Genomic DNA, 21,769 nt, shown 5'->3' with positions numbered 1-21,769 from the left:
CTACAGCGAGTTTCAGGCCGCGACCAGTTCGCCGTTGCGGCGTGGTTCGGCGGGCTGTATGACCTCACCGAACAGGGCTTTCTGTACGGCTTGCTGGGCCTGAAAGGCCAGCGCCGCACGTTCCTGGCCCTGGTAGGCAATCGGCTTGAGCACATGAATCTCCACCTGGCCCCGGTCGTTGGCAAACAGCCGCATCAGGTGCGAGAGCAGGTCGTCGTCGCCAATGAAAGGAGCCAGGGTATCGATCTGGCCATCGCGCAAATAACGGATCGCCACCGGTTGCAGGGACACCTCGGCATCGATGGCGCTGGCCAGCAGGCGGCCGTGGAAGGTGCGCAGGGCACGGCCGTCGGTGGTGGTGCCTTCAGGAAACAGCAGCAGTGGGTGCTGCTCCTGCAGGTGTCGGGTCATCTGCTTGCGGATCAGTTGGCTGTCACCGGCCCCACGACGGATGAACAGGCTGCCGGCCTTGGCCGCCAGCCAGCCCGCCACCGGCCAGGTGCGCACCTCGGCCTTGGACAGGAACGACAGCGGCGTCAACATGCCCAGCAGTGGAATATCGGTCCAGGACACGTGATTGCTGACCCAGAGCATCGGCTGGCGAGGCAACTCGCCGTGCACCGTGACCCGAAACGGCAGGGCATTGCTCAGGCGAGCCATGAAGAACCGCGACCAGCGCTGGCGCCGAACCATGGAGTTGGCGACCCCCAGGCGTTCCAGCAAGCCGAAGATACTGGCCATGCTCAGGCCCAGCGCGACCACCAGCAGTACCCGGGCGATGCGCCCGTAGACCCGCAGCCGGCGCATCAGACCGCCGCCTTGAAGTGCCGTGCATAACGCGGGCACAACTCGTCGCGCTTGAGCAGGATGAACACGTCGGCGACCTGGAAGTCCTGGTCCCAGCAGGGTTCGCCGCAGATCTTCGCCCCCAGGCGCATGTAGGCCTTGAGCAGTGGCGGCATCTCGGCGATGACATTGGAAGGAATGTCCAGGCTGGGCAGCGGGTGCTTCGGCTCGGCCCGCAGGTGTTCGGTACTCAGGTAGCGCTCGCGCAGCCGTTGCATGATGGCCTGGGCCTGGATGCCGCCGTCCTGCATGGGGATGCTGGCGCACCCCATCAGGTAGCTGTAGCCGCCCTGGTTGAGCACTTCCGCCAGCTCGCCCCAGAGCACGGCGATGGTGCCGCCGTTGCGATAGGCCGGGTCGACACAGGTGCGGCCGATTTCCAGGATGGGGCCCTTGAGGTGCGCAAGGCCGTGCAGGCTGAACTCTTCCTCGCTGTAGAAGCGTCCCAGGCTGCTGGCGGCCTGATGGTCCAGCAGGCGGGTGGTGGCCACCAGACGCCCGGTGTTCAAGTCGCGTACACCGATGTGGCTGCAGTGAACATCATAGTCATCCATGTCCAGACCCCATTCCGCGCCCTTGAGCTTGGCGTTGAACTCGCCGCTGAAGACGTTGAAACGCAGGGCCTGGGCTTCTTGCAGGGCCTGGGCGCCGATCAGGCGTTCGGCTTGCAGGCGGCGTTCAGTGCCGGTGTCGCTGATGCGGGCGATCTGAGTCATCGTGAATCTCCGTGCGGGCTACCGACCCGCCGTGGGTTGCAGCCAATCGACTTTGTTGTGCAAAGTCAGGCTATGTAGCCCCGGTGTCATCGCCATGAAGCTTTGGTGATGCTTATATGACAGCCCCTGAGGATCTTCGAATGCCCTGGCAAGCCCTGCTCGAGAGCCGTGACCGACTGCCCGTCAACCCCGATCTGGCCGAGGGCTACGGGGCTTTGCTGGCCCATTTGGGCAGCGTTACGCCCTTCGAACTGGCGGTGCTCGGCGGCCGTCTGATGGAGACTCCGGGGCTGGCGTTCCTGGTGGGCTACCAGGCGGCGTTGCGCATGTTGTGGCCCAGTGCGCCGCAAAGCCTGGGGGCTATGTGCGCGACCGAGCGCCGCAGCCTGCGTCCGGCGGACATGCAGACCCGGCTGGAGGATCTGCGCCTGCAGGGGCGCAAGGATTTCGTGACCGCTGGCGATGCCGCCGACTGGCTGTTGGTGGCGGCCCGCAGCGAGGCCCCGGGTGAGCGGGCAGCCTTGCGCCTGACCGTGGTCTATGCCGGGGAGCCTGGGGTCAAGGTCCAGACCCTGCCCGCCATCGCCCTGATGCCGGAGATCAGCCACGGCTGCCTGTTGCTGGAAAACGCCGCCTGCGAACTGCTGGCCGGCGATGGCTGGGACGCCTATGTCAAACCCTTCCGCACCCTGGAGGACATCTATGTCCTGAGCGCCATACTCGCCTGGCTGTATGGCGTGGGGCAGGACAGCGGCTGGCCGCAGCCCTTGCAGTTGCAGGTACTGGGGTTGCTTGCAGGTTGTGCCGAAGTCAGTCGGCAGAATCCCTCCTTGAGTGGCGGGCACATTCTATTGGCTGGTTTGTTCACGCAGTTCCAGGTATTGCGGCCTGAAATCGACGCCGCATTCGCCAATGGCCCCGAGCATTGGCGCAACCAATGGTCCCGTGACCAGGCCCTGCTGGACCTGGCGGCCAGCGCCCGGGAACAACGCCTGGCCAAAGCCCTGGCCTCGTTTCAGCAACGGCGTCCCCTTGCCTAGGAGCCGGCTTGCCGGCGAAAGGGCCCGAGAGCCTCGCACAAGGCTCGATGGCTTGCTTGCCGGCCAGCCGCTCCAAAAAATGAGGCCTTCCCGCTACGGCTCACGGCACAACATCACTCGTAGGAGCCGGCTTGCCGGCGAAAGGGCCCGAGGGCCTCGCACAAGGCTCGATGACGTCTGCGCTGGCCAGCCAGCTCCAACAAACGGGGGCACTTGCAGTGAAACTGTCATCAGCCTGGACTAGGCTCGGCCACTGACGTTGTTCGAGTGTCATCCATGGCCAAGGCTCCGATTCTGCTGGCGTTACTGGTGTACCTCTGCTTGCCGGCCTGGGCCGAGGAGTGGCCGGCGCAGCAATGGAGTCGGGGGCCGACTGTCAGTGGCCCGGCGCTCAAGGCTCTGGAGGACTATGCCTTTGTGCCCAGGGACGACCAGTCCCACAAAGGCATTCGCACTGACGCCTTGCTGGTGATCCGCGATGGCCAGGTGCTTTACGAACGCTACGCCGGCGCCACCGGACCACAGACGCCCCATCTCATCTGGTCTGCCAGCAAAAGCCTGTTGGCGGTGGTGTTGGGCGTTGCCTACGGTGAAGGCCGCTTCCAGCTCCAGGACCCCGCGGCAAAATATTACCCCGCGCTGCAGCCGCATCCGGCTATCAGCCTGGAGGATTTGTTGCATTGGGCCTCGGGTCTGGATTGGCAGGAAGACTACGAATACGCCCCCCTCAATTCCTCAGTGGTGGCCATGCTCTATACCCGCGGGCATCGGGACATGGCGGCATTTGCTGCACAGCAGGCGCGCTCCACCCCACCGGGGCAGGTCTTCCGTTATTCCAGCGGCGATAGCAACCTGCTGGCGGCCAGCCTGCGGGGGATGGTCGGGGCAGACCAGTACGCGGACTATCCCTGGCGTGCCCTGTTCGAACCGCTGGGCATCACCCAGGCGGTGTGGGAACGCGACGCCGCCGGCACCTTCGTGGCGTCTTCCTACCTCTACCTGACGGCCCGCGATCTGGCCCGTGTCGGCCTGTTGATGCTGCGTGAGGGGCGCTGGCGTGACCGGCAGTTGCTGCCCAGGGCCTGGGTCGAGTTCAGCCGCACGCCCTTTGCCGGCTATCGGGCCAACCAGGATGAGGCGGTGGCGGGAGGGCACTGGTGGCTCAACCGCTCGGTGGACGGTGCTCCTCAGCCCTGGCCCGATGCTCCAGCGGATACCTATGCGGCCCTGGGGCACTGGGGACAGGCGCTGTATGTCCTGCCGGCGCAGCGCCTGGTGATCGTGCGTTACGGCGACGATCGCGATGGCAGCTATCGGCACAATGACTTGCTCAAGCGAGTCCTGGCGGCGTTTTCCAGCCAGGGGCAGCCATGAAGCGTCGGGCCTTTTTCCGCCGTCATCCGCTGCTCGGCCTGGTGTTGGTGGCGCTGCTCCTGCTGCTGGGCTGGAGCTGGCAGCACCGGGTGGCGCTGCAAGCCTTCCCGGATATCCTCGGTGCCTACACCGCCAAGGAGTACTGCTCCTGCCGTTACGTGATGCAACAACCTGCCGACTACTGCCGTGCCTATGTGCGCCAGTACCTGCCCATCAGCGGCTTTAGCGATGAACCGCAGAGCCGACGTGTCACCGCCAGCGCCCTGGGGCGTACCCACAGCGCACTCTGGCTAGGTCCCCGGGAAGGCTGTCGCCTCGCCCCCTGATCCCTGGATCAGGCAGCGCTGCAGATTATGTGTTCCATCCAGTGGAACCACATTTGATTGTCCTGTGCTCCGGCTCGCGGTTATCTGACGCCGAGCTTCGAGCACGCTCCGGCGCCTCGTGCAACGCTCCGAAAAAAAAAGAACGGGAAGCCACCCGGCCCAGAGGAGATTCGCCATGACCCGACACCAGCACATCCTTGCCTGGCTCAACGACATTGCCAGCGATCTGCGGGCCATCCGCCAGGATATTCATGCCCACCCGGAACTGGGTTTCGAAGAGCAACGCACTTCGGCGCTGGTGGCTCGCTGTCTGCAGGAGTGGGGTTATGAAGTGCACACCGGCGTCGGCCGAACCGGGGTCGTGGGTGTTCTGCGCAACGGCACGGGCACGCGCACCCTGGGCCTGCGGGCGGACATGGACGCCTTGCCGATCATCGAGAACACCGGGGTTCCCTACAGCAGCCGCCATGGCGGTTGCATGCACGCCTGCGGGCATGACGGCCACACCACCATCCTGCTGGGGGCGGCGCGCTACCTGGCGGCGACCCGAGCGTTCGACGGCACCCTGAACCTGATTTTCCAGCCCGCGGAAGAGGGCCAGGGCGGTGCCGAGGCGATGCTTGCCGATGGCCTGCTGGAACGCTTCCCCTGTGATGCACTGTTCGGCCTGCACAACATGCCTGGGCTGCCGGCCGGTCACCTGGGCTTTCGCGAGGGGCCGATGATGGCGTCCCAGGACCTGCTTGAGGTGATTGTCGAAGGCGTCGGCGGTCACGGCTCCATGCCCCACCTGGCGGTGGACCCCTTGGTGGCCGCGGCCAGCATGGTCATGGCCTTGCAGACGGTGGTGGCGCGCAATATCGACGCGCAGGAAGCGGCGGTGGTGACGGTGGGGGCCTTGCAGGCGGGTGAGGCGGCCAACGTGATTCCCCAGCAGGCGTTACTGCGCCTGAGCCTCAGGGCCCTCAACGCACCGGTGCGCGAGCAGATGCTGGAGCGGGTCAAGTCGATCATCCGCACCCAGGCCGAAAGCTTTGGCTGCAGCGCCAGCATCGACCACCGCCCGGCTTATCCGGTGCTGGTCAACAGTCCTGAAGAAACCGAGTTTGCCCGGCGGGTCGGTGTCGAGCTGGTGGGGGCCGAGGCGGTCAATGGCCAAACGCCGAAGCTGATGGGCAGCGAAGACTTCGGCTGGATGCTGCAGCGCTGCCCCGGCAGCTACCTGTTCATCGGCAATGGCATAGCGCAACCGATGGTGCACAACCCGGGTTACGACTTCAACGACGACATCCTGCTCACCGGTGCGGCCTATTGGAGCGCGCTGGCGGAGAGCTGGCTCAAGCCCGTCTGAACCCTCCTGTTCCTGTAGCGCTGTGCGGCCCGGGCGTGCCATGCGTCCGGCACTTTTCCGAGCCCGCAAGAAGGCTCAAAAGTATCAAGGAACCTCCCATGAGCGTCTCGATACCTGCTGTTTCCAAGACCCGGCAAGTGGTTGCCGCCGTGGTTGGCAACGCCCTGGAATGGTACGACTTCATCGTCTATGGCTTTCTCGCCAGCTTTATCGCCCGCCAGTTTTTCCCGGCTGAAGACGAGTACACCTCGCTGCTGATGGCCCTGGCCACCTTCGGCGTGGGTTTTTTCATGCGCCCGGTGGGCGGCGTGCTGCTGGGCATGTATTCCGACCGCAAAGGCCGCAAGGCGGCGATGCTGGTGATCATCCAGCTGATGACCGTGGCCATTGCGATGATCGTCTTTGCCCCCAACTACGCGGCCATTGGCCTGGGCGCGCCGTTGCTGATCGTGGTGGCGCGGATGCTCCAGGGCTTTGCCACCGGGGGGGAATACGCCAGCGCCACGGCCTACCTGGTGGAAAGTGCCCCGGTGGACAAGAAGGGGTTGTATGGCTCCTGGCAGTTGGTAGGACAGTGCCTAGCGGTGTTCAGCGGAGCGGCGATGGCGGCGGCGGTGACCCACCTCTTCTCGCCGCAGACCCTGGATCTCTGGGGCTGGCGCCTGCCGTTCGTGATCGGCCTGCTGATCGGTCCGGTGGGACTGTGGATTCGCAAGTACATGGAGGAGCCGGAGGCCTTCATCGAGGCGCGCAAGCAGGCAGGTGGCAAGGGGCCGGGGCTGTGGCAGGTGGTGTCGGCCCATCGCCGGGCGATCCTGGTCTCCATGGGCCTGTGCTGCGGCAGCACTGTGTCTTTCTATGTGGTGCTGGTGAACATGCCGACCTTTGCCCACACCAACCTCGGCCTGCCCCTGGATCAGGTGCTGCTGGTGCAGATGTTCGCCGTGGCCCTGATGACCCTGGTGATTCCCTTTGCCGGGGCGCTGTCGGACCGCATCGGCCGGCGCCCAGTGCTGATGGCCTTCACCCTGGCGTTTTTCGTCATGGTCTATCCCTTGTATGTGTGGGTCGCCGCGGCGCCGTCCATTGAGCGCCTGCTGGTGATGCAAATGTTGCTGTGCGGTGCCATTGGCGGCTTTTTCGGTCCCGGTCCTACGGCCCTGGCCGAGCAGTTTCCCATCGAGGTGCGTTCCACCGGGGTGTCGGTGGCGTATAACGTCACGGTGATGTTGTTCGGTGGCTTTGCGCCCTTGATCGTGACCTGGCTGAGCAAGGTCATGGCCACGCCGGTGGCGCCATCCTTCTATGTCTTGCTGACCTCGATCCTCAGTCTGCTGGGTATCTACTGCATGCATGACGCGGTCAGAGACGACAAACAAGATGCCGTGACCCTGGGAGGCGAGTCTTGATCAAGCACAGCGAAGCAATGGCCAACGAGTCCATCGTCGAGTTGGATGCCTTGGCACTATCCCGGGCGATCCATGCGCGCGAGCTGTCCTGTCGCGAGGTGATGCAGGCTTATGTGCAGCAGATCGAGCGTTACAACCCGGGCGTCAATGCCCTGGTCTCTCTGTGCGATCCGCAGGATCTGCTGGCCCAGGCCGATGAGCGTGACCGGCAACTGGACCGGGGGCAGTCCATGGGCTGGATGCATGGCATGCCCCAGGCGATCAAGGATCTGGCAGCCACCGCAGGGCTGGCCACCAGCATGGGCTCGCCGCTGTTCGCCGATCAGGTACCCCAGGTGGATGCCATCAGCGTGGCCCGGGTCCGTGCAAGCGGCGCGATCATTGTCGGCAAGAGCAACGTGCCGGAGTTCGGCCTGGGCTCCCATACCTACAACCAGTTGTTCGGCACCACCGGCAATGCCTATGACAGCAGCCTGAGCGCGGGCGGCAGCAGCGGCGGGGCGGCGGTGGCCCTGGCCTTGCGCATGCTGCCGGTGGCCGATGGCAGCGACATGATGGGCTCGCTGCGCAATCCGGCGGCCTTCAACAACGTGTTCGGCATGCGCCCCTCCCAGGGGCGGGTGCCATTCGGCCCGACCCCTGAGCTGTTCGTGCAGCAACTGGCTACCGAAGGGCCGATGGGGCGCACGGTGGCTGATGTGGCGCGGTTGTTGAGCACCCAGGCCGGATATGATCCGCGAGTGCCCTTGTCCCTCAAGGACGATCCGGCGCTGTTGCAGGCGCCTCTGCAACGGGATGTACGTGGCCTGCGCCTGGGCTGGCTGGGTGACTACAACGGCTACCTGGCCATGGAGCAGGGCGTCCTGAGCCTGTGCGAAAAGGCCCTGGCCGACTTCACCCATCTGGGCTGTGAAGTGGAAAGCTGCCAGCCGGAGTTTTCCATGGCGCAGTTGTGGGACTGCTGGCTGGTGCACCGGCACTGGCTGGTCCAGGGTTCCCTGGGGCTGTTGCACAACGACCCGGACCAGCGCCGCTGGCTCAAGCCCGAGGCGCGTTGGGAAGTGGAGGGCGCGGCCAGCCTCAGTGCCGCGGACGTGTACCGCGCTTCCCAGAGTCGCAGCGATTGGTATCGCGCCTTGCTGCGGCTGTTCGAACGTTACGATTTTCTGCTGCTGCCCACGGCCCAGGTGTTCCCTTTCGATGCACGGCAGGCCTGGCCAAGGCAGATCGATGGGCAGGAAATGGATACCTATCACCGCTGGATGGAGGTGGTGATCGGTCCGACCCTGGCCGGCCTGCCCAGTATCAGCATTCCGGTGGGGTTCAATCTGGCGGGCCTGCCCATGGGCTTGCAGATCATCGGGCCGGCCCAGGCCGACCACGCCGTGCTGCAACTGGCCTATGCCCACGAACAACTGACGCACTGGGTGCGGCAACGCCCTCCGGGTAACCTGCTGTAACCAGGCAAATGCCGTTGATAGGGTTCTGAGGCCCGCATCTTGCTGGGAAAAACCTTTACCCATCTTCAGTCAGGGAGTTCGGACTATGGCCAGCAAGGTAGAAACCGGCAGCGTGCGTTCCGTGGAACGGGCCCTGGCCATCGTCGAGTTGCTGGGTCAGCACCAGGCCCTGGGCCTGGAGGAGCTGCACTACCTGACGGGCCTAGCCAAGGCCACGGTGTCGCGCATGTTGCTGACCCTGCAGGAGCAGGGCTGGATCTACCGTGGACTGAGCGACAGGCGTTATCGCCTGAGCGCCCGCAGCCTGTTCGGCGACAGCCGGCAACGCTTCAAGCGCCATCTGGTGGAGCAGGCGGCGCCCTGGATGCTGGAGTTGAGTGCACGCACCGGACTGGTCAGCGACCTGTCGAGTTTTGACGGTGAGCACCTTGAGGTCCTGGAAAGTGCGGTGCCTGCGGTGTTGCGCAAGCGCTACCCGAACAACAGCCGGATTGTCGGCCAGCATGCCAGCCTGTTTCATTCGGCCATGGGCAAGGCCTGCCTGGGGGCCCTGGCCAGTGATGAAGTCGAGCGTCTGGCCGAGCGTGAGCGAGTACCGGCCGAAGACCAGCAACAAGCTTGCGCCCAGTCCCAGCATCTGGGCTTCGGTCAGCGTACCGAGGGCCACTGGGAATATCCGGTACGACTGCCTTTTCTGATTCGTGCCGTGGCCCTGCCGTTGCAGGCCGAAGGCCGGGTGATCGGCAGCATCGCTCTGCATTGGCCGATGGACCTGAGCTGTGTCGAGCAGGTGCGCAATCGTCACTTGGGATTGCTGGCCGACACCATCGAGCAATTGCAGAAGTCCATTGCCTGAACCATTCCCCGTCTGCTACGGCTGGGCCCCACTTGAGCGCGGTGTTTGCCAGCCCCCTGGCAGCCGGTTAAGGTGGCGCCTTCTGTTCACGGGAGCTTGCATGCGTACGCCGATCCGCCTTCTTATCAGCCTGCTCGGGGTACTTGCCCTGCCGGCCCAGGCCAACTGGTACCTGGACAACGAGTCTTCCCGGGTGTCCTTCGTGACCACCAAGAACGCCAGTATTTCCGAGGTCCAGCGCTTCCTGGTGTTGCACGGCAAGGTCGACGCCAAGGGCCAGGCCCGGTTGCAGATCGAGCTGGACTCGATCAGCAGCGGCATTCCCCTGCGCGATGAGCGCATGCGTCAGGAGCTGTTCCAGGTCCAGCAGTTTCCCGAAGCGCAGATCACGACGCAGATCAACCTGCGGCCGATCAACGACCTGGCCCCCGGGGCGCAGATCGAGCTGCTGTTGCCGGTCACCGTGGCCCTGCACGGCCAGGAACACACCTACAACGCCGAGCTGCTGGCCACTCGCCTGGATGAGCGGCGTTTCCAGGTGGTGACCTTGGAACCGCTGGTTCTCAATGCCGAAGACTTCAACCTGGCACCGGGCCTCGACAGCCTGCGCAAAGTGGCTGGCTTGTCGGCCATCAGTTTCTCGGTACCGGTGGGTGCGGTACTGATCTTCACGGCGCGCTGAAATGCGCGGAGCGGTGTTCCCCTGGCGTGAAGGCAACCGCTTCGAGCTGTTGATCGACGGTCCCCAGTTCTTTCCGCGCATGCTGGTGGCCATTGCCCGCGCCCGGCAGCAGGTGGAGCTGGAGCTGTATCTGGTGGAAGCCGGCGCCTGTGCCGACGCTCTGGTCCAGTCCCTGGTCCAGGCTGCCGAGCGCGGGGTGCGGGTGCGCTGTCTGTTCGATGACTATGGCAGCCTGGCTTTTACCCAGGCCTTGCGCCTGCGCTTGACCACGGCCGGTGTCGAGCTGCGTTTCTACAACCGCCTGAAGTGGCGCCAGGGCTTTCTCAATCTGTATCGCGACCATCGAAAACTGTTGTTGGTGGACCAGTCCCTGGCCGTGGTGGGCGGTACAGGGGTTACCGATGAGTTCTGGCAGCCCGAGGACAACAGCTGCGACTGGCATGAAGTGATGGTGGAGATCGCCGGGCCCGCGGTGCTGGACTGGCAAAGGCTGTTCGACCGCCAGTGGAGCGCCAACCTGCGCAAGGGCGCCTGGCGGCCCGACGTGGATTTCGGCCTGCCCCATCTGCCCCGTGTGCCTGACTCGGGGGCGGGCATGGGCCGGGTGGCTTATGCCGACTCGCGTCAGCATCGCGACATCCTGCATTCACTGATTCGTGCCCTGCACAGCGGCCGGCAGCGCATCTGGCTGGCCACGCCTTACTTCTTGCCGACGTGGTCGGTGCGGCGCTCATTGCGCAAGGCCGCCGCCCGGGGCGTCGACGTACGCCTGTTGCTGACCGGGCCGCACACCGATCATCCGGCCGTGCGCTATGCCGGGCACCGTTACTACCCGCGGTTGCTCAAGGCCGGCGTGCGGATTTTCGAGTATCAGCCGCGTTTCCTGCATTTGAAGATGGTGCTGGTGGACGACTGGGTCAGTGTGGGGTCGTGCAATTTCGACCACTGGAACCTGCGTTTCAACCTGGAAGCCAACCTGGAGGCCCTGGACCCGCCCCTGACCCACTCCGTGGCGGCGAGCTTTGAGGCGGACTTCGCCCAGAGTGAAGAGATCAGCCTGGCGCAGTGGCGCAACCGGCCGTTGTGGCGGCGGGTCAAGCAGCGGATCTGGGGTTGGGTCGACCGCCTGGTGGTCAACCTGCTGGACCGGCGCGGCTGACCGTCACGGCTGACATGGCTGGCTGTAGCCGCTGCCGGAGGCTGCGAACGAGCGCGAAGCGGTCGCGGCGGTCGTGAGTCCGATGGAGGTTTGGCGGTAGATCGACAAGCAAGGCCCTGCGGACCTTTGCGCAGCCTCGCAGGCTCGGCAGCGGCTACAGATATTGCAGCGATTGTGGGGATTGCTGGGATTGCAGAAGGAGGCGGCCGGCGCAGGTCCTGCGCCGGCCACTGACAGGCATCAGAGCAGTTCGAAGCTCTGTTGCTTGACGTCCTGGGAATCCAGGCCGATCTGTACATTGAAGTCGCCCGGTTCTGCGGCGTACTTGAGCTGGGCGTTGTAGAACTTCAGGTCATCCTCGGTGATGGTGAAGTGAATGGACTTCTCTTCGCCGGCCTTGAGCATGACTTTCTGGAAGTTCTTCAATTCCTTGATCGGGCGGATCATTGAGCCGGCCACGTCCTGGATATACAGCTGCACCACGGTTTCGCCGTCACGCTTGCCGGTGTTCTTCACAGTCACGCTGGCATCGAGCTTGCCGCTCTTGTTCAGGGTGGTGGAGGACAGTGCCATGTCCGACAGGCTGAAGCTGGTGTAGCTCAAGCCATAGCCGAACGGATACAGCGGGCCGGTGGTGTCGTCGAAGTACTGCGAGGTGTAGTTGCCCGGCTTGCCCGGCGTGAACGGCCGGCCAATGGTCAGGTGGTTGTAGTAGGTGGGAATCTGGCCCACGGAGCGAGGGAAGGTGATCGGCAGCTTGCCCGACGGGTTGTAGTCGCCGAACAGCACGTCGGCAATGGCGTTGCCGCCCTCGGTGCCGCTGAACCAGGTTTCCAGGATGGCGTCGGCTTGCTGGTTTTCTTCCAACAGTGACAGCGGCCGGCCATTCATCAACACCAGCACCAGAGGCTTGCCGGTGGCCTTGAGGGCCTTGATCAGCTCGCGCTGGCTGGCGGGGATGTGCAGGTCGGTGCGGCTCGAAGACTCGTGGGACATGCCACGGGACTCGCCCACAGCGGCCACGATCACGTCCGCCTGCTTGGCCGCCTTGACCGCTTCGTCGATCATCTGCTGCGCCGGACGCGGGTCGTCCACCACTTCCGGGGCATCGAAGTTGAGGAAGTTCAGGTAGTCCACCACCTTCTTGTCGGCGGTGATGTTCGAGCCCCGGGCGTACACCAGTTGGGCCTTGTCACCCAGGACGTTGCGCATGCCGTCGTACAGCGTCACCGACTGTGCCGGTACGCCAGCGGCGGCCCAGCTGCCCATCATGTCGATGGGGGCCTTGGCCAGGGGGCCGACCAGGGCGATCTTCGCGGTTTTCTTCAGCGGCAAGGTGTCGTTGTGGTTCTTCAGCAGCACCAGGCTGCGGCGGGCGATGTCCCGGGCGTCGCTGCGGTGCAGGCGGCTTTCGGCGTTGGTGTCGGCCGGGTCGTCCTCGGCCTTGCCGATGCGCACATAAGGGTCCTTGAACAGGCCCATGTCGTACTTGGCCGCCAGCACTTCACGCACCGCGTTGTCGATGTCCTTCTGCTCGATCTCGCCGGACTTGAGCAGCCCCGGCAGTTCCTTGCCGTACAGCGAGTCGTTCATGCTCATGTCGATGCCGGCCTTGATTGCCAGCTTGGCGGCCTCGCGACCGTCCTTGGCGACGCCGTGGCGGATCAGCTCGATGATCGCCCCGTGGTCGCTCACCGCCAGGCCCTTGAAGCCCCATTCCTTGCGCAACAGGTCGTTCATCAGCCAGGTGTTGGAGGTGGCCGGCACGCCGTTGATGGAGTTCAGGGCCACCATCACTCCGCCGGCACCGGCGTCAATGGCTGCGCGGTAGGGCGGCAGGTAGTCCTGGTACATCTTCACCGGGCTCATGTCGACGATGTTGTAGTCGCGACCGCCCTCTACTGCGCCATACAGGGCGAAGTGCTTGACGCTGGCCATGATGCTGTCCGGCAAGGCCGGGCTCTGGCCCTGGTAGGCATTGACCATGACCTTGGCGATGCGCGAGACCAGGTAGGTGTCTTCGCCGAAGCCTTCGGAGGTACGGCCCCAGCGAGGATCGCGGGAGATGTCCACCATCGGCGCGAAGGTGATGTCCAGGCTGTCGGCGCTGGCCTCCTTGGCGGCGATGCGCCCGGAGCGACCGATGGCGTCCATATCCCAGCTGGACGCCAGGGCCAGGCTGATGGGGAAGATGGTCCGGTGGCCGTGGATCACGTCATAGGCGAAGAACATCGGGATCTTCAGCCGGCTGCGCATGGCCGCGTCCTGCATCGGCCGGTTTTCCGGGCGGGTGATGGAGTTGAAAGTGCCGCCGATATTGCCCGCGGCGATTTCCTTGCGGATCAGCTCGCGGGGCATTTCCGGGCCGATGCTGATCAGGCGCAACTGGCCGATCTTCTCTTCCAGGGTCATGCGCTTGAGCAGGTCGTTGATAAAGGCGTCTTTGTTTTCCAGGGGGACCGGGGCAGATTCGGCCAACACAGGGTGACTGGCCAGGCTGACCAGCAGGCCCAGCAAACACAGCTTATTCATGAATAGTGTTCTCAAGGGCTCAAGACCGACGCATGAGTGACGCGTCGAACAGCCAAAATTTAGGGAGCGACTATTGTTGTTCAGATAAATCCAGCACGCTTCAGGCCGTGTGAAAACCACTGCGTTCGGCAATACGGCGTTAAAAACAGGCTCGTGCGCGAGTCCGATCGGAATGCTCATGTAGGCTCCTACACTTCGCGTCCTCGCCTGTTTTTGCCTTGTCTTGCCTTCACTCGCGACGTTTTCACACCGCCTTATTTCTGAACTCTTTTTCGCGCTGGGCATCTTTTAGCCCATCAGCCCGATGCATTCCAGTGGCGCAGGCAGATTTTGCCCCACAGAATGTGTGAAAACGGGCAAAAGATTCTTTTCCATCAGGTTGTGCAAGGAGCCCCACCCATGAACATCACCCAAAGCCTGCGCTTGAGCTGGCCCGTCGCTGCCCTGTTGTTGCTTGCCAGCCTGCTCAGCGGCTGCGGCATCAACAACATTCCGACCCTGGACGAGCAGGTCAAGGCCGACTGGGGCCAGGTGCAGAACCAGTATCAGCGCCGCGCCGACCTGATCCCCAACCTGGTGGAGACCGTCAAGGGCTACGCCAAGCACGAGGAAGCCACCCTGACCGCGGTGATCGAGGCGCGGGCCAAGGCCACCTCGATCCAGGTGGACGCCAAGACCCTGGACAACCCGGAAAAGCTCAAGCAGTTCCAGCAGGCCCAGGACCAGTTGAGCGGAGCCCTGAGCCGCCTGATGGTGGTCTCCGAGCGTTATCCGGATCTGAAGGCCAACCAGAACTTCCTGGCCCTGCAATCTCAGCTGGAAGGCACCGAGAACCGCATCGCCGTGGCCCGCCGCGACTTCATCCTGGCGGTGCAGAAGTACAACACCGAGATCCGCACCTTCCCCGGCCGCCTGTGGCACAGCCTGATGTACAGCGACCTGCCGGTGCGTGAATCCTTCGAAGCCACCAGCCCTGACGCCGACAAAGCGCCGCAAGTGAAATTCTGATGGCCCTCGGGCAGCGCGTGCTACGAGGCGCGCTGCTGTGGCTGGGGCTGGTGAGTGGCGCCGTACTGGCGCAACCCTCAGGTTCAACACCCATGGATGGGGTGCCGTTGCGTGCGACGCAGCCCTCTGTCCAGGTCGGGCCTGCACCGGCCACGGCCACGGCGACAGCGGCACCGATTGCAAGCCTGTTCCCCCCGTTGACCGGGCGTGTGGTGGACACCGCCCAGTTGCTGACGCCTTCGGCGCAGGTCTACCTGACGCAGATGCTCGAACGGCTTGAACAAAGCACCAGCGACCAGGTGGTGGTGGTCACGGTGCCGAGCCTGGGCGGCTACAGCATCGAGGAGTTCGGCCTGCAACTGGGCCGGCACTGGGGCATCGGCCGCAAGGACAGGAACAACGGTGTCCTGCTGCTGGTGGCCAAGGACGAGCGCCAGGTGCGGATCGAGGTGGGCTACGGGCTGGAAGGGCGGATCGACGATATCTGGGCGCACCTGATCATCAACGACTCGATCATTCCGTACTTCAAGGATGAGCTGTACTCCTCCGGGATCATTACCGGCACCACCTCCATCGTGCGTCTGCTGGAGCCCAACAGCACGCGGATGCTGGAGCATCGCTGGGTGGTGCAGAGCTGGTACCAGCAGATCGAATGGCTGTGGTGGTTCAAGCTGGTGTTTTTCTCGGTGTTCGTCGGCGTGCCGCTGGTCGGGCTCTTGCTCTACACGCGCGACGACGGTGAAGCGGCAAGCGCCGGGCGGCGCGACACCGGCGATGACTCGTCCAGGCGCGAGCCCAGGGCCGAGCGCGACAGCAGTGCGAGCAGCGGTTCATTCGACTGGTTCGACTCCAGCAGCTCCAGCTCCAGCTCCAGTTCCAGCTCGGATTCGGACAGTTTCAGGGGCGGCGGTGGCAGTTTTGGCGGTGGCGGGGCGTCTGGCAGTTGGTAGTACACGCGGACAAACATTAAGGATGAGGTGCTGATGCGACTCTATAAAATCGGTCTGGTGCTGTTGCTCTGGGTCTTCGCGGTCTCGGCCCAGGCCGAACTCAGGTTCCCGGCCCTGACTGGGCGGGTGGTGGACGACGCGCAGATGATCGAGCCGAGCGTCCGCGCCCAGCTGACTCGGCAACTGCAAGCCCACGAACAGGCCACCAGCGAACAGTTGGTGGTGGTGACCCTGCCGGACCTGCAAGGCGCCAGCATCGAGGACTACGGCTACCAGTTGGGGCGCCACTGGGGCATCGGCCAGAAGGACAAGAACAACGGCGCGCTGCTGATCGTCGCTCGGGACGAGCGCAAGCTGCGCATCGAAGTGGGCTACGGCCTGGAGGAGCGCCTGACCGACGCCCAGGCCTCGGTGATCATCAACCAGGTGATCACCCCGGCGTTCAAGACCGGGCAGTTCAGCAAGGGCATCAGCGACGGGGTTTCGGCCATGCTCCTGGTGCTCGGCGGCACGCCGCTGGACGAGCCGGCCACGGCCTACGACAGCGGCGGCCAGAGCAGCGACCAGGAGGATTTTGTCCAGCGTCACCCGTGGCTGTTCCTCTTCATGGTGCTGCTGTTCATCCTGGTGGTGATGGTGGCGCAGGCGCTCGGTTTCATCACCACCACCAGCGGTCGTGGCGGTGGTGGGGGTGGTTTCGGCGGTGGCGGTTTTGGTGGTGGGTCCGGCGGTGGCGGCTTCAGCGGTGGCGGCGGCAGTTTTGGCGGCGGCGGTTCCTCCGGCGGCTGGTAACTCAAAATAAGAAGCGGAAATCCAACGACATGGCATTACTCAGTGAATACGAACAACGGCAAGTGGCCGAAGCCATTGCCCGGGTGGAGCAGCAGACCGACGCCGAACTGGTGACAGTGCTGGCCGCCCGGGCCGACGACTACGCCTATATCCCGCTGCTCTGGGCCAGCCTGCTGGCGCTGGTGGTGCCGGGGCTGGTGCACTACGCCACCGGCTGGCTGAACATGCACCTGTTGCTGCTGGCGCAATGGGCGACCTTCATCGTGCTGTGCCTGGTGTTTCGCCTGCCGCGGATCACCACCCGGCTGATCCCGCGCTCGGTACGTCACTGGCGGGCCTCCAACCTGGCCCGGCGCCAGTTCCTCGAACAGAACCTGCACCACACCGTGGGCGGCACCGGGGTGCTGATCTTTGTCAGCGAAGCCGAGCGCTACGTGGAAATCCTCGTGGACGAAGGCATTTCCAAGCGTCTGGATAACAAGCAGTGGAACGGTATCGTGCGCAACTTTACCCAGCAGGTCCGGCAGGGCCAGACCCTGCAGGGCTTCCTCGACTGCATTGAGGCCAGCGGCGAACTGCTCAAGGCCCATGTGCCCCTGACCCAGGTGCGCAATGAATTGCCCAACCGCCTGGTGGTGCTCAACTGAGCCCCTTGGGGGCCGGCTTGCCGGCCCATGGCCCCTGAGCCTCGCACTGCCCTGGGGAGACGATTTTTTTACCGTCGGGTGAATAACTCCGTGCCCCGACGGGGTTTGCTCCCTAAAATACCCGCCACTCCCTGATTCACACCCCGCATCGCCCGAGGCACCTGCCCCCATGTCTGTGACCGCACCTTCCGCCCGCTCCGCGCCGGATCATCATGCCCAGTTCCTGCAATTGCTCGACACCAGCCTTGCGCAAAACGCCTTTATCAAGCTGGTACTGGCCAAGCACGTGGGCCCGGAGGCGGACCTGCAACGCCTGATCATCAAGCAACTGACGGTCAAGGAGCAGCCGTGCCTGTCCTTCGTCTATCGCTACAAGACCCGGGACATCACCAAGAACTTCTCCCTGGACGAAGGCACCGCCGCCATCGCTGGGCTGCTGCCGGCTGCGTTCAAGAATGCCCACCTGCTGACCCTGACCGACGAAGTGCAGCTCGAATACAGCAAGAAGGGCAAGAGTTCGCTGTTCAAGGGCAAGCCGCAAACCCAGCGCGATGTGCCGTCCGCCGAGCACAACCGCGAGAAGAACCGCTTTCTCGACCTGAGCCGGCCTTTCCTGGCCGATCTTGGGGTGACCAACAAGCAGCACGAACTGATCCCGGCCATGTCGCGCAAGTGGAAGCAGATCAACAAGTTCATCGAGGTCTTCAGCCACGCCCTGGGCAGCTCGCCGATCAAGCTCGATCAGCCGGTGCGGGTCGCGGACTTCGGCTCCGGCAAGGGCTACCTGACGTTCGCCATCCACGATTACCTGCGCAACACCCTCAAGGCCGAGGGCGAAGTCACCGGCGTCGAATTGCGCGAGGACATGGTGACCCTGTGCAACGCCGCGGCGCAGCGCCTGGAACACCCGGGCCTGGTGTTCAAGTGCGGTGACGTGCGCAGCGTAGCCCCCAGCCAGCTGGACGTGATGATCGCCCTGCATGCCTGCGACATCGCCACCGACTACGCGATTCACACCGGCATCCGCTCCGGCGCGGCGATCATCATGTGCTCGCCGTGCTGCCACAAGCAGATCCGCCAGCAGATCCAGAGCCCGGCGCTGCTCAAGCCGATGCTGCAATACGGTCTGCACCTGGGACAGCAGGCGGAGATGGTCACGGACAGCCTGCGGGCGCTGTTCCTCGAAGCCTGTGGTTATGAAACCAAGGTCTTCGAGTTCATCTCCCTGGAGCACACCAACAAGAACAAGATGATCCTGGCGGTCAAGCGCGCCGAGCCGGTTGACCCGACCCAGTTGCTGGCCAGGATCGAAGAACTCAAGGCCTTCTACCAGATCAGCGAACACTGCCTGGAAACCCTGCTCAAGGCCGATGGCTATCTCGGCTGAGGGTTGGTCAGCGGCGTGGGCAGCGGGGCGGCCGGGCGCACCGCGGTCTTGCGCCCCACGACCACGGTGAGGATCACGCCCACCGCGAACACCCAGGTAATGGGCTGCACCTGTTCATCAAAGAACAGCGCGGAAAAGGCGATGGTGAAGAAAATCTGCAATAGCTGGATCTGGCTCACTCGGGCAATTCCGCCCATGGCCAGCCCGGCATACCAGGCGAAAAAACCCAGGAACTGCGAGAACAGCGCAACGTAGCCGAAGGCCCACCAGGTCCTCATGGAAATCGCTCCCTGGTGCTGCGCCGCCAGGTACCACACCGGGCCGATCAGCAGCGGCGTGGACAGCACCAGGGCCCAGCAGATCACCTGCCAGCCACCCATCTCCCGCGCCAGCCGGCCACCTTCGGCATAACCCAGGCCGCCCACCGCAATCGCCCCGAGCATCAGCACATCACCGGCCTGGATGCTGCCCGCGCCACTGAGCAGCGCATAACCCAGCACCAGCGCACTGCCCAGGGCGGCGCAAGCCCAGAAGGCCTTCGACGGCCGTTCGTGGGACAGCCACGCCGCATACAGCGCCACGCACAACGGTTGCAGGCCATTGACCAGGGCGCCGTGGGACGCGGGCAGGGTCTGCATGGCCCAGGCCGAAAGCACCGGAAAGCCGAGGATTACCCCGAGAATCACCACGCTCAGGCCTTTGACCTGTTTCCAGGTCGGCCACTTCTCCCGGTGCCAGAGCAGCAGCAAGGCCGCCGGGATCGCCGCGAACAGCGCGCGGCCCAGGCCGTTGAGCAAGGGGTGCATCTGCTCCACCACGATCCGGGTGAAGGGCAGGGTCAGGCTGAAAATGATGACACCCAGCAGGCCGAGGGCCATGCCGGTGTTTTCGCGCGAGGACATGAGGGGCTACCAGAATTCGTACAGGGACACAGGAGCTTGCATCTAGCCATAAAGCCGGCCGGTGCGGCTGTTACAGCTGGCGGCAGAGTTGTCCGTACAGTTGGAGGGGGCAGTTGCAGGCCACAGGCTGCAAGGCGTCCACTTACCGCTTGAAGCTTACCGCTGTAGTACCGGGTTATTACCCGGCCCGCGGGAATGGGGCTACCTTGAGTACTCCTTCTGCCCATGTATTTCCCTGATAGGAGTCCACTCCATGGCCGCGAAAAAGATCCTCATGCTGGTTGGCGATTACGTCGAAGACTACGAAGCGATGGTGCCGTTCCAGGCCCTGCTGATGGTCGGCCACCAGGTGCACGCGGTGTGCCCCGACAAGAGCGCCGGGCAGACCGTGCGCACGGCGATCCATGACTTCGAGGGCGACCAGACCTACAGTGAGAAACCGGGTCACCTGTTTACCCTCAACCACGACTTCGCCCAGGTCAGCTCCGCTGATTACGACGCCCTGCTGATCCCCGGCGGACGTGCTCCGGAATACCTGCGGCTGAACGAAAAGGTCCTGCAACTGGTCAAGGAATTCGACCAGGCCGGCAAGCCGATTGCCGCGGTGTGCCATGGCGCGCAACTGCTGGCGGCGGCGGGCATTCTCGAAGGCCGCGAGTGCAGCGCCTACCCGGCCTGTGCCCCGGAAGTGCGGCTGGCCGGTGGCACCTACATCGATATCCCGGTGACCGAAGGCCACGTCCAGGGCAATCTGGCCACCGCTCCGGCCTGGCCGGCGCACCCCAGCTGGCTGGCGGGTTTCCTCGGCCTGTTGGGCACCCAAATCACCCTGTAAGCGAGGACCACGCCATGTGCGAGCTGTACGTCAAGGCCGACCCGATTCTCTACGAATCCCGTTCCCGCTCGCTGCGCATCTGTGGCGTGGTCACCACCTTGCGCCTGGAAAACCAGTTCTGGGACATCCTCAGCGAAATTGCCGAAGTGGACGGCATGACCACCAACCAGCTGATCGCCAAACTCTATGAAGAGGTCATGGACTATCGCGGCGAAGTGGTGAACTTCGCCTCCTTCCTGCGGGTCAGCTGCACCCGTTACCTGAGCCAGCGCCGCACCACCGCCCCCGATCTCAGCCTGGTGCGGCGCAACGCACTGTAGCCGCTGCCGCAGGCTGCGAACGGCCCGCAGGGACGCGGGGTTCTGCAGGCCGCCGGAGGTTTGGCGGGCGATCGCCAAGCAAGGTCCTGCGGACCTTTGCGCAGCCTCGCGAGCTCGGCAGCGGCTACAGGGTCGATGCCGGGTCGGGATTTGTGTAGCCGCTGCCGCAGGCTGCGAACGGCCCGCAGGGACGCGGGGGTCTGCAGGCCGCCGGAGGTTTGGCGGGCTATCGCCAAGCAAGGTCCTGCGGACCTTTGCGCAGCCTCGCGGGCTCGGCAGCGGCTACAGGGTCGATGCCGGGTCGGGATTTGTGTAGCCGCTGCCGCAGGCTGCGAACGGCCCGCAGGGGCGCGGGGGGCTGAAGGCCGCCGGAGGTTTGGCGGGCGATCGCCAAGCAAGGTCCTGCGGACCTTTGCGCAGCCTCGCGGGCTCGGCAGCGGCTACAGGCTGATTTTGCTGAGGAAGCCAGGTGGTTCCGGTTCCGGGAGCACCGACAGCACTTTGAGGCGTTGCAGGTGTTCGCGAAGGTTCAGGGCCGCGGCAAAGGCTGAGGGCTAGAGCCCCAGGCGTGCCAGCTGGCGCAGGTCGGCGATCACCGCCGGGTTGCCGCCTTCGAGCACATCCAGGCGCATCTGCGCGATCAGCGATTTCAGCAGCTCGGTCTGGGTCATACGGGTGGCTTGCAGCAGGCGCGCGAGATCCTCGGCCACATAGTGGTTGACCTTCAGCGACAGGCGTTTCATGGCCGGCACGGCCGGCAACTGGCGGGCCTCGGCCTGTTCGGCCAGGTACGCGGCGAAGCCCTCATGCACCTGCTCCAGGGAAGAGGACGGAGGAGCGCTGAAGTAGTAGCTGAAGAACAGTTTGCGCATCTGCACCCCGGCGTCTTCGGCCACCGAGTGCATCGCCGCATCCAGCACATCGAGGTAGACCGCCGGCAGCCGCGCCTCGATGGAGGTCAATGACTGCTTGCGGGCTTCCTTGATCGCCGGCGTCGACTGGGGCGGGATGGCCACCACCGTGGCGCACAGGTCGCAGACCCCCACCAGGACCTCCCGGGCCTGGCCGTTGCCGTCGCTGAAAGGGACGTCGCGGCGGGTGTAGGTGATGCCCACGACCTGTTGGCAATGCTCACAAAGCGCCTTGCCCCGGTCGCCCTGCAGATAGAGTTTCATGG

The 21,769-nt window shown here is 64.4% G+C and carries 21 protein-coding genes; 16 read left to right on the top strand and 5 right to left on the bottom strand.

The annotated features are described in order from the left end of the window. Positions 1-12 precede the first annotated feature (12 nt). Positions 13-807, bottom strand: a complete 795-nt coding sequence (locus tag Q8O96_RS11530) for a lysophospholipid acyltransferase family protein (RefSeq protein ID WP_305948824.1) — start codon at positions 805-807, stop codon at positions 13-15. Continuing rightward, positions 807-1,562: an L-ornithine N(alpha)-acyltransferase gene (gene olsB / locus Q8O96_RS11525; protein WP_102861515.1), complete on the bottom strand. Its 756-nt coding sequence runs from the start codon at positions 1,560-1,562 to the stop codon at positions 807-809. Before olsB ends, Q8O96_RS11530 begins: the two co-directional genes overlap by 1 nt. A 140-nt stretch (positions 1,563-1,702) precedes the next feature. On the opposite strand from olsB, the gene Q8O96_RS11520 reads away from it, so the two are divergent. The 9 genes from Q8O96_RS11520 (at position 1,703) to Q8O96_RS11480 (ending at position 11,219) form a co-directional block, all read left to right on the top strand. Then, positions 1,703-2,602: an acyl-CoA dehydrogenase gene (locus Q8O96_RS11520; RefSeq protein ID WP_305948823.1), complete on the top strand. Its 900-nt coding sequence runs from the start codon at positions 1,703-1,705 to the stop codon at positions 2,600-2,602. A 276-nt stretch (positions 2,603-2,878) separates the two neighbouring features. After that, positions 2,879-3,976: a serine hydrolase gene (locus Q8O96_RS11515; RefSeq protein WP_305948822.1), complete on the top strand. Its 1,098-nt coding sequence runs from the start codon at positions 2,879-2,881 to the stop codon at positions 3,974-3,976. Beyond that, the gene (locus Q8O96_RS11510; RefSeq protein ID WP_110595015.1) at positions 3,973-4,302 is read left to right on the top strand and encodes an amidase; all 330 of its coding nucleotides are present in this window, start codon (positions 3,973-3,975) and stop codon (positions 4,300-4,302) included. Before Q8O96_RS11515 ends, Q8O96_RS11510 begins: the two co-directional genes overlap by 4 nt. Positions 4,303-4,477: 175 nt before the next feature. Continuing rightward, complete coding sequence (locus Q8O96_RS11505; RefSeq protein WP_102861519.1) at positions 4,478-5,653, top strand: M20 aminoacylase family protein; 1,176 nt, start codon at positions 4,478-4,480, stop codon at positions 5,651-5,653. A gap of 98 nt (positions 5,654-5,751) precedes the next feature. After that, entirely contained in the window at positions 5,752-7,062 is a 1,311-nt protein-coding gene (locus tag Q8O96_RS11500) for an MFS transporter (RefSeq protein ID WP_102861520.1), read from the top strand. Between the two features lie 17 nt (positions 7,063-7,079). Further along, a complete protein-coding gene (locus Q8O96_RS11495; protein WP_305949023.1) occupies positions 7,080-8,522 on the top strand; it encodes an amidase in 1,443 nt (480 codons plus the stop codon). Between the two features lie 85 nt (positions 8,523-8,607). Beyond that, positions 8,608-9,378 (top strand): IclR family transcriptional regulator, encoded by a 771-nt coding sequence (locus Q8O96_RS11490; RefSeq protein WP_102861521.1) that lies wholly within the window; start codon positions 8,608-8,610, stop codon positions 9,376-9,378. Positions 9,379-9,478: 100 nt separating this feature from the next. Beyond that, on the top strand, positions 9,479-10,060 hold the full coding sequence (locus Q8O96_RS11485) for a YceI family protein (RefSeq protein WP_102861522.1): 582 nt from the start codon (positions 9,479-9,481) through the stop codon (positions 10,058-10,060). A gap of 1 nt (position 10,061) precedes the next feature. Continuing rightward, positions 10,062-11,219, top strand: coding sequence for a phosphatidylserine/phosphatidylglycerophosphate/cardiolipin synthase family protein (locus tag Q8O96_RS11480; protein ID WP_207167185.1), 1,158 nt, complete (start codon positions 10,062-10,064; stop codon positions 11,217-11,219). A gap of 240 nt (positions 11,220-11,459) precedes the next feature. On the opposite strand, the gene bglX is transcribed toward Q8O96_RS11480, so the two are convergent. Beyond that, on the bottom strand, positions 11,460-13,751 hold the full coding sequence (gene bglX, locus Q8O96_RS11475; protein ID WP_102861524.1) for a beta-glucosidase BglX: 2,292 nt from the start codon (positions 13,749-13,751) through the stop codon (positions 11,460-11,462). Positions 13,752-14,150: 399 nt separating this feature from the next. On the opposite strand from bglX, the gene Q8O96_RS11470 reads away from it, so the two are divergent. From Q8O96_RS11470 to Q8O96_RS11450, 5 genes are all read left to right on the top strand, one after another. Further along, positions 14,151-14,759 carry a LemA family protein gene (locus Q8O96_RS11470; RefSeq protein ID WP_305948821.1) on the top strand — a complete coding sequence of 203 codons (609 nt, stop codon included), beginning with the start codon at positions 14,151-14,153 and terminating at the stop codon, positions 14,757-14,759. Next, positions 14,759-15,709: a YgcG family protein gene (locus Q8O96_RS11465; protein WP_305948820.1), complete on the top strand. Its 951-nt coding sequence runs from the start codon at positions 14,759-14,761 to the stop codon at positions 15,707-15,709. Before Q8O96_RS11470 ends, Q8O96_RS11465 begins: the two co-directional genes overlap by 1 nt. A 33-nt stretch (positions 15,710-15,742) precedes the next feature. Further along, positions 15,743-16,501 (top strand): YgcG family protein, encoded by a 759-nt coding sequence (locus Q8O96_RS11460; RefSeq protein ID WP_305948819.1) that lies wholly within the window; start codon positions 15,743-15,745, stop codon positions 16,499-16,501. 29 nt (positions 16,502-16,530) lie between these two features. Further along, positions 16,531-17,148, top strand: coding sequence for a TPM domain-containing protein (locus Q8O96_RS11455; protein ID WP_060837908.1), 618 nt, complete (start codon positions 16,531-16,533; stop codon positions 17,146-17,148). A 169-nt stretch (positions 17,149-17,317) separates the two neighbouring features. Continuing rightward, a complete protein-coding gene (locus Q8O96_RS11450; protein WP_305948818.1) occupies positions 17,318-18,535 on the top strand; it encodes an SAM-dependent methyltransferase in 1,218 nt (405 codons plus the stop codon). Here Q8O96_RS11450 and Q8O96_RS11445 read toward each other — a convergent pair. Continuing rightward, a complete protein-coding gene (locus Q8O96_RS11445; RefSeq protein ID WP_102861529.1) occupies positions 18,523-19,437 on the bottom strand; it encodes a DMT family transporter in 915 nt (304 codons plus the stop codon). The genes Q8O96_RS11450 and Q8O96_RS11445 overlap by 13 nt on opposite strands. Before the next feature lie 253 nt (positions 19,438-19,690). On the opposite strand from Q8O96_RS11445, the gene Q8O96_RS11440 reads away from it, so the two are divergent. Then, the gene (locus Q8O96_RS11440) at positions 19,691-20,272 is read left to right on the top strand and encodes a DJ-1/PfpI family protein (protein ID WP_305948817.1); all 582 of its coding nucleotides are present in this window, start codon (positions 19,691-19,693) and stop codon (positions 20,270-20,272) included. A 14-nt stretch (positions 20,273-20,286) separates the two neighbouring features. Further along, positions 20,287-20,592, top strand: a complete 306-nt coding sequence (locus tag Q8O96_RS11435) for a ribbon-helix-helix domain-containing protein (RefSeq protein WP_102861531.1) — start codon at positions 20,287-20,289, stop codon at positions 20,590-20,592. 554 nt (positions 20,593-21,146) lie between these two features. Here Q8O96_RS11435 and Q8O96_RS11430 read toward each other — a convergent pair. After that, entirely contained in the window at positions 21,147-21,767 is a 621-nt protein-coding gene (locus Q8O96_RS11430) for a hypothetical protein (protein ID WP_102861533.1), read from the bottom strand. Positions 21,768-21,769 lie beyond the last annotated feature (2 nt).

The sequence above is a fragment of the Pseudomonas sp. LPH60 genome, assembly GCF_030718165.1.
GTDB classification, from domain to species: Bacteria; Pseudomonadota; Gammaproteobacteria; order Pseudomonadales; family Pseudomonadaceae; genus Aquipseudomonas; species Aquipseudomonas danubii.
The sequence above is the reverse complement of the archived record's forward strand: the minus strand, read 5'-3'. Positions and strand labels throughout refer to the sequence as shown.

Excerpts from the sequence above, each read along its gene's own strand:
- Q8O96_RS11495 (WP_305949023.1), top strand. The coding sequence starts at position 7,080 with ATGGCCAACGAGTCCATCGTCGAGTTGGATGCCTTGGCACTATCCCGG.
- Q8O96_RS11435 (WP_102861531.1), top strand. The coding sequence starts at position 20,287 with ATGTGCGAGCTGTACGTCAAGGCCGACCCGATTCTCTACGAATCCCGT.
- bglX (WP_102861524.1), bottom strand. The coding sequence starts at position 13,751 with ATGAATAAGCTGTGTTTGCTGGGCCTGCTGGTCAGCCTGGCCAGTCAC.
- Q8O96_RS11515 (WP_305948822.1), top strand. The coding sequence starts at position 2,879 with ATGGCCAAGGCTCCGATTCTGCTGGCGTTACTGGTGTACCTCTGCTTG.
- Q8O96_RS11455 (WP_060837908.1), top strand. The coding sequence starts at position 16,531 with ATGGCATTACTCAGTGAATACGAACAACGGCAAGTGGCCGAAGCCATT.
- Q8O96_RS11445 (WP_102861529.1), bottom strand. The coding sequence starts at position 19,437 with ATGTCCTCGCGCGAAAACACCGGCATGGCCCTCGGCCTGCTGGGTGTC.
- Q8O96_RS11480 (WP_207167185.1), top strand. The coding sequence starts at position 10,062 with ATGCGCGGAGCGGTGTTCCCCTGGCGTGAAGGCAACCGCTTCGAGCTG.
- Q8O96_RS11510 (WP_110595015.1), top strand. The coding sequence starts at position 3,973 with ATGAAGCGTCGGGCCTTTTTCCGCCGTCATCCGCTGCTCGGCCTGGTG.
- Q8O96_RS11505 (WP_102861519.1), top strand. The coding sequence starts at position 4,478 with ATGACCCGACACCAGCACATCCTTGCCTGGCTCAACGACATTGCCAGC.
- Q8O96_RS11485 (WP_102861522.1), top strand. The coding sequence starts at position 9,479 with ATGCGTACGCCGATCCGCCTTCTTATCAGCCTGCTCGGGGTACTTGCC.
- Q8O96_RS11500 (WP_102861520.1), top strand. The coding sequence starts at position 5,752 with ATGAGCGTCTCGATACCTGCTGTTTCCAAGACCCGGCAAGTGGTTGCC.
- olsB (WP_102861515.1), bottom strand. The coding sequence starts at position 1,562 with ATGACTCAGATCGCCCGCATCAGCGACACCGGCACTGAACGCCGCCTG.
- Q8O96_RS11430 (WP_102861533.1), bottom strand. The coding sequence starts at position 21,767 with ATGAAACTCTATCTGCAGGGCGACCGGGGCAAGGCGCTTTGTGAGCAT.
- Q8O96_RS11465 (WP_305948820.1), top strand. The coding sequence starts at position 14,759 with ATGGCCCTCGGGCAGCGCGTGCTACGAGGCGCGCTGCTGTGGCTGGGG.
- Q8O96_RS11450 (WP_305948818.1), top strand. The coding sequence starts at position 17,318 with ATGTCTGTGACCGCACCTTCCGCCCGCTCCGCGCCGGATCATCATGCC.
- Q8O96_RS11460 (WP_305948819.1), top strand. The coding sequence starts at position 15,743 with ATGCGACTCTATAAAATCGGTCTGGTGCTGTTGCTCTGGGTCTTCGCG.
- Q8O96_RS11520 (WP_305948823.1), top strand. The coding sequence starts at position 1,703 with ATGCCCTGGCAAGCCCTGCTCGAGAGCCGTGACCGACTGCCCGTCAAC.
- Q8O96_RS11490 (WP_102861521.1), top strand. The coding sequence starts at position 8,608 with ATGGCCAGCAAGGTAGAAACCGGCAGCGTGCGTTCCGTGGAACGGGCC.
- Q8O96_RS11440 (WP_305948817.1), top strand. The coding sequence starts at position 19,691 with ATGGCCGCGAAAAAGATCCTCATGCTGGTTGGCGATTACGTCGAAGAC.
- Q8O96_RS11530 (WP_305948824.1), bottom strand. The coding sequence starts at position 807 with ATGCGCCGGCTGCGGGTCTACGGGCGCATCGCCCGGGTACTGCTGGTG.
- Q8O96_RS11470 (WP_305948821.1), top strand. The coding sequence starts at position 14,151 with ATGAACATCACCCAAAGCCTGCGCTTGAGCTGGCCCGTCGCTGCCCTG.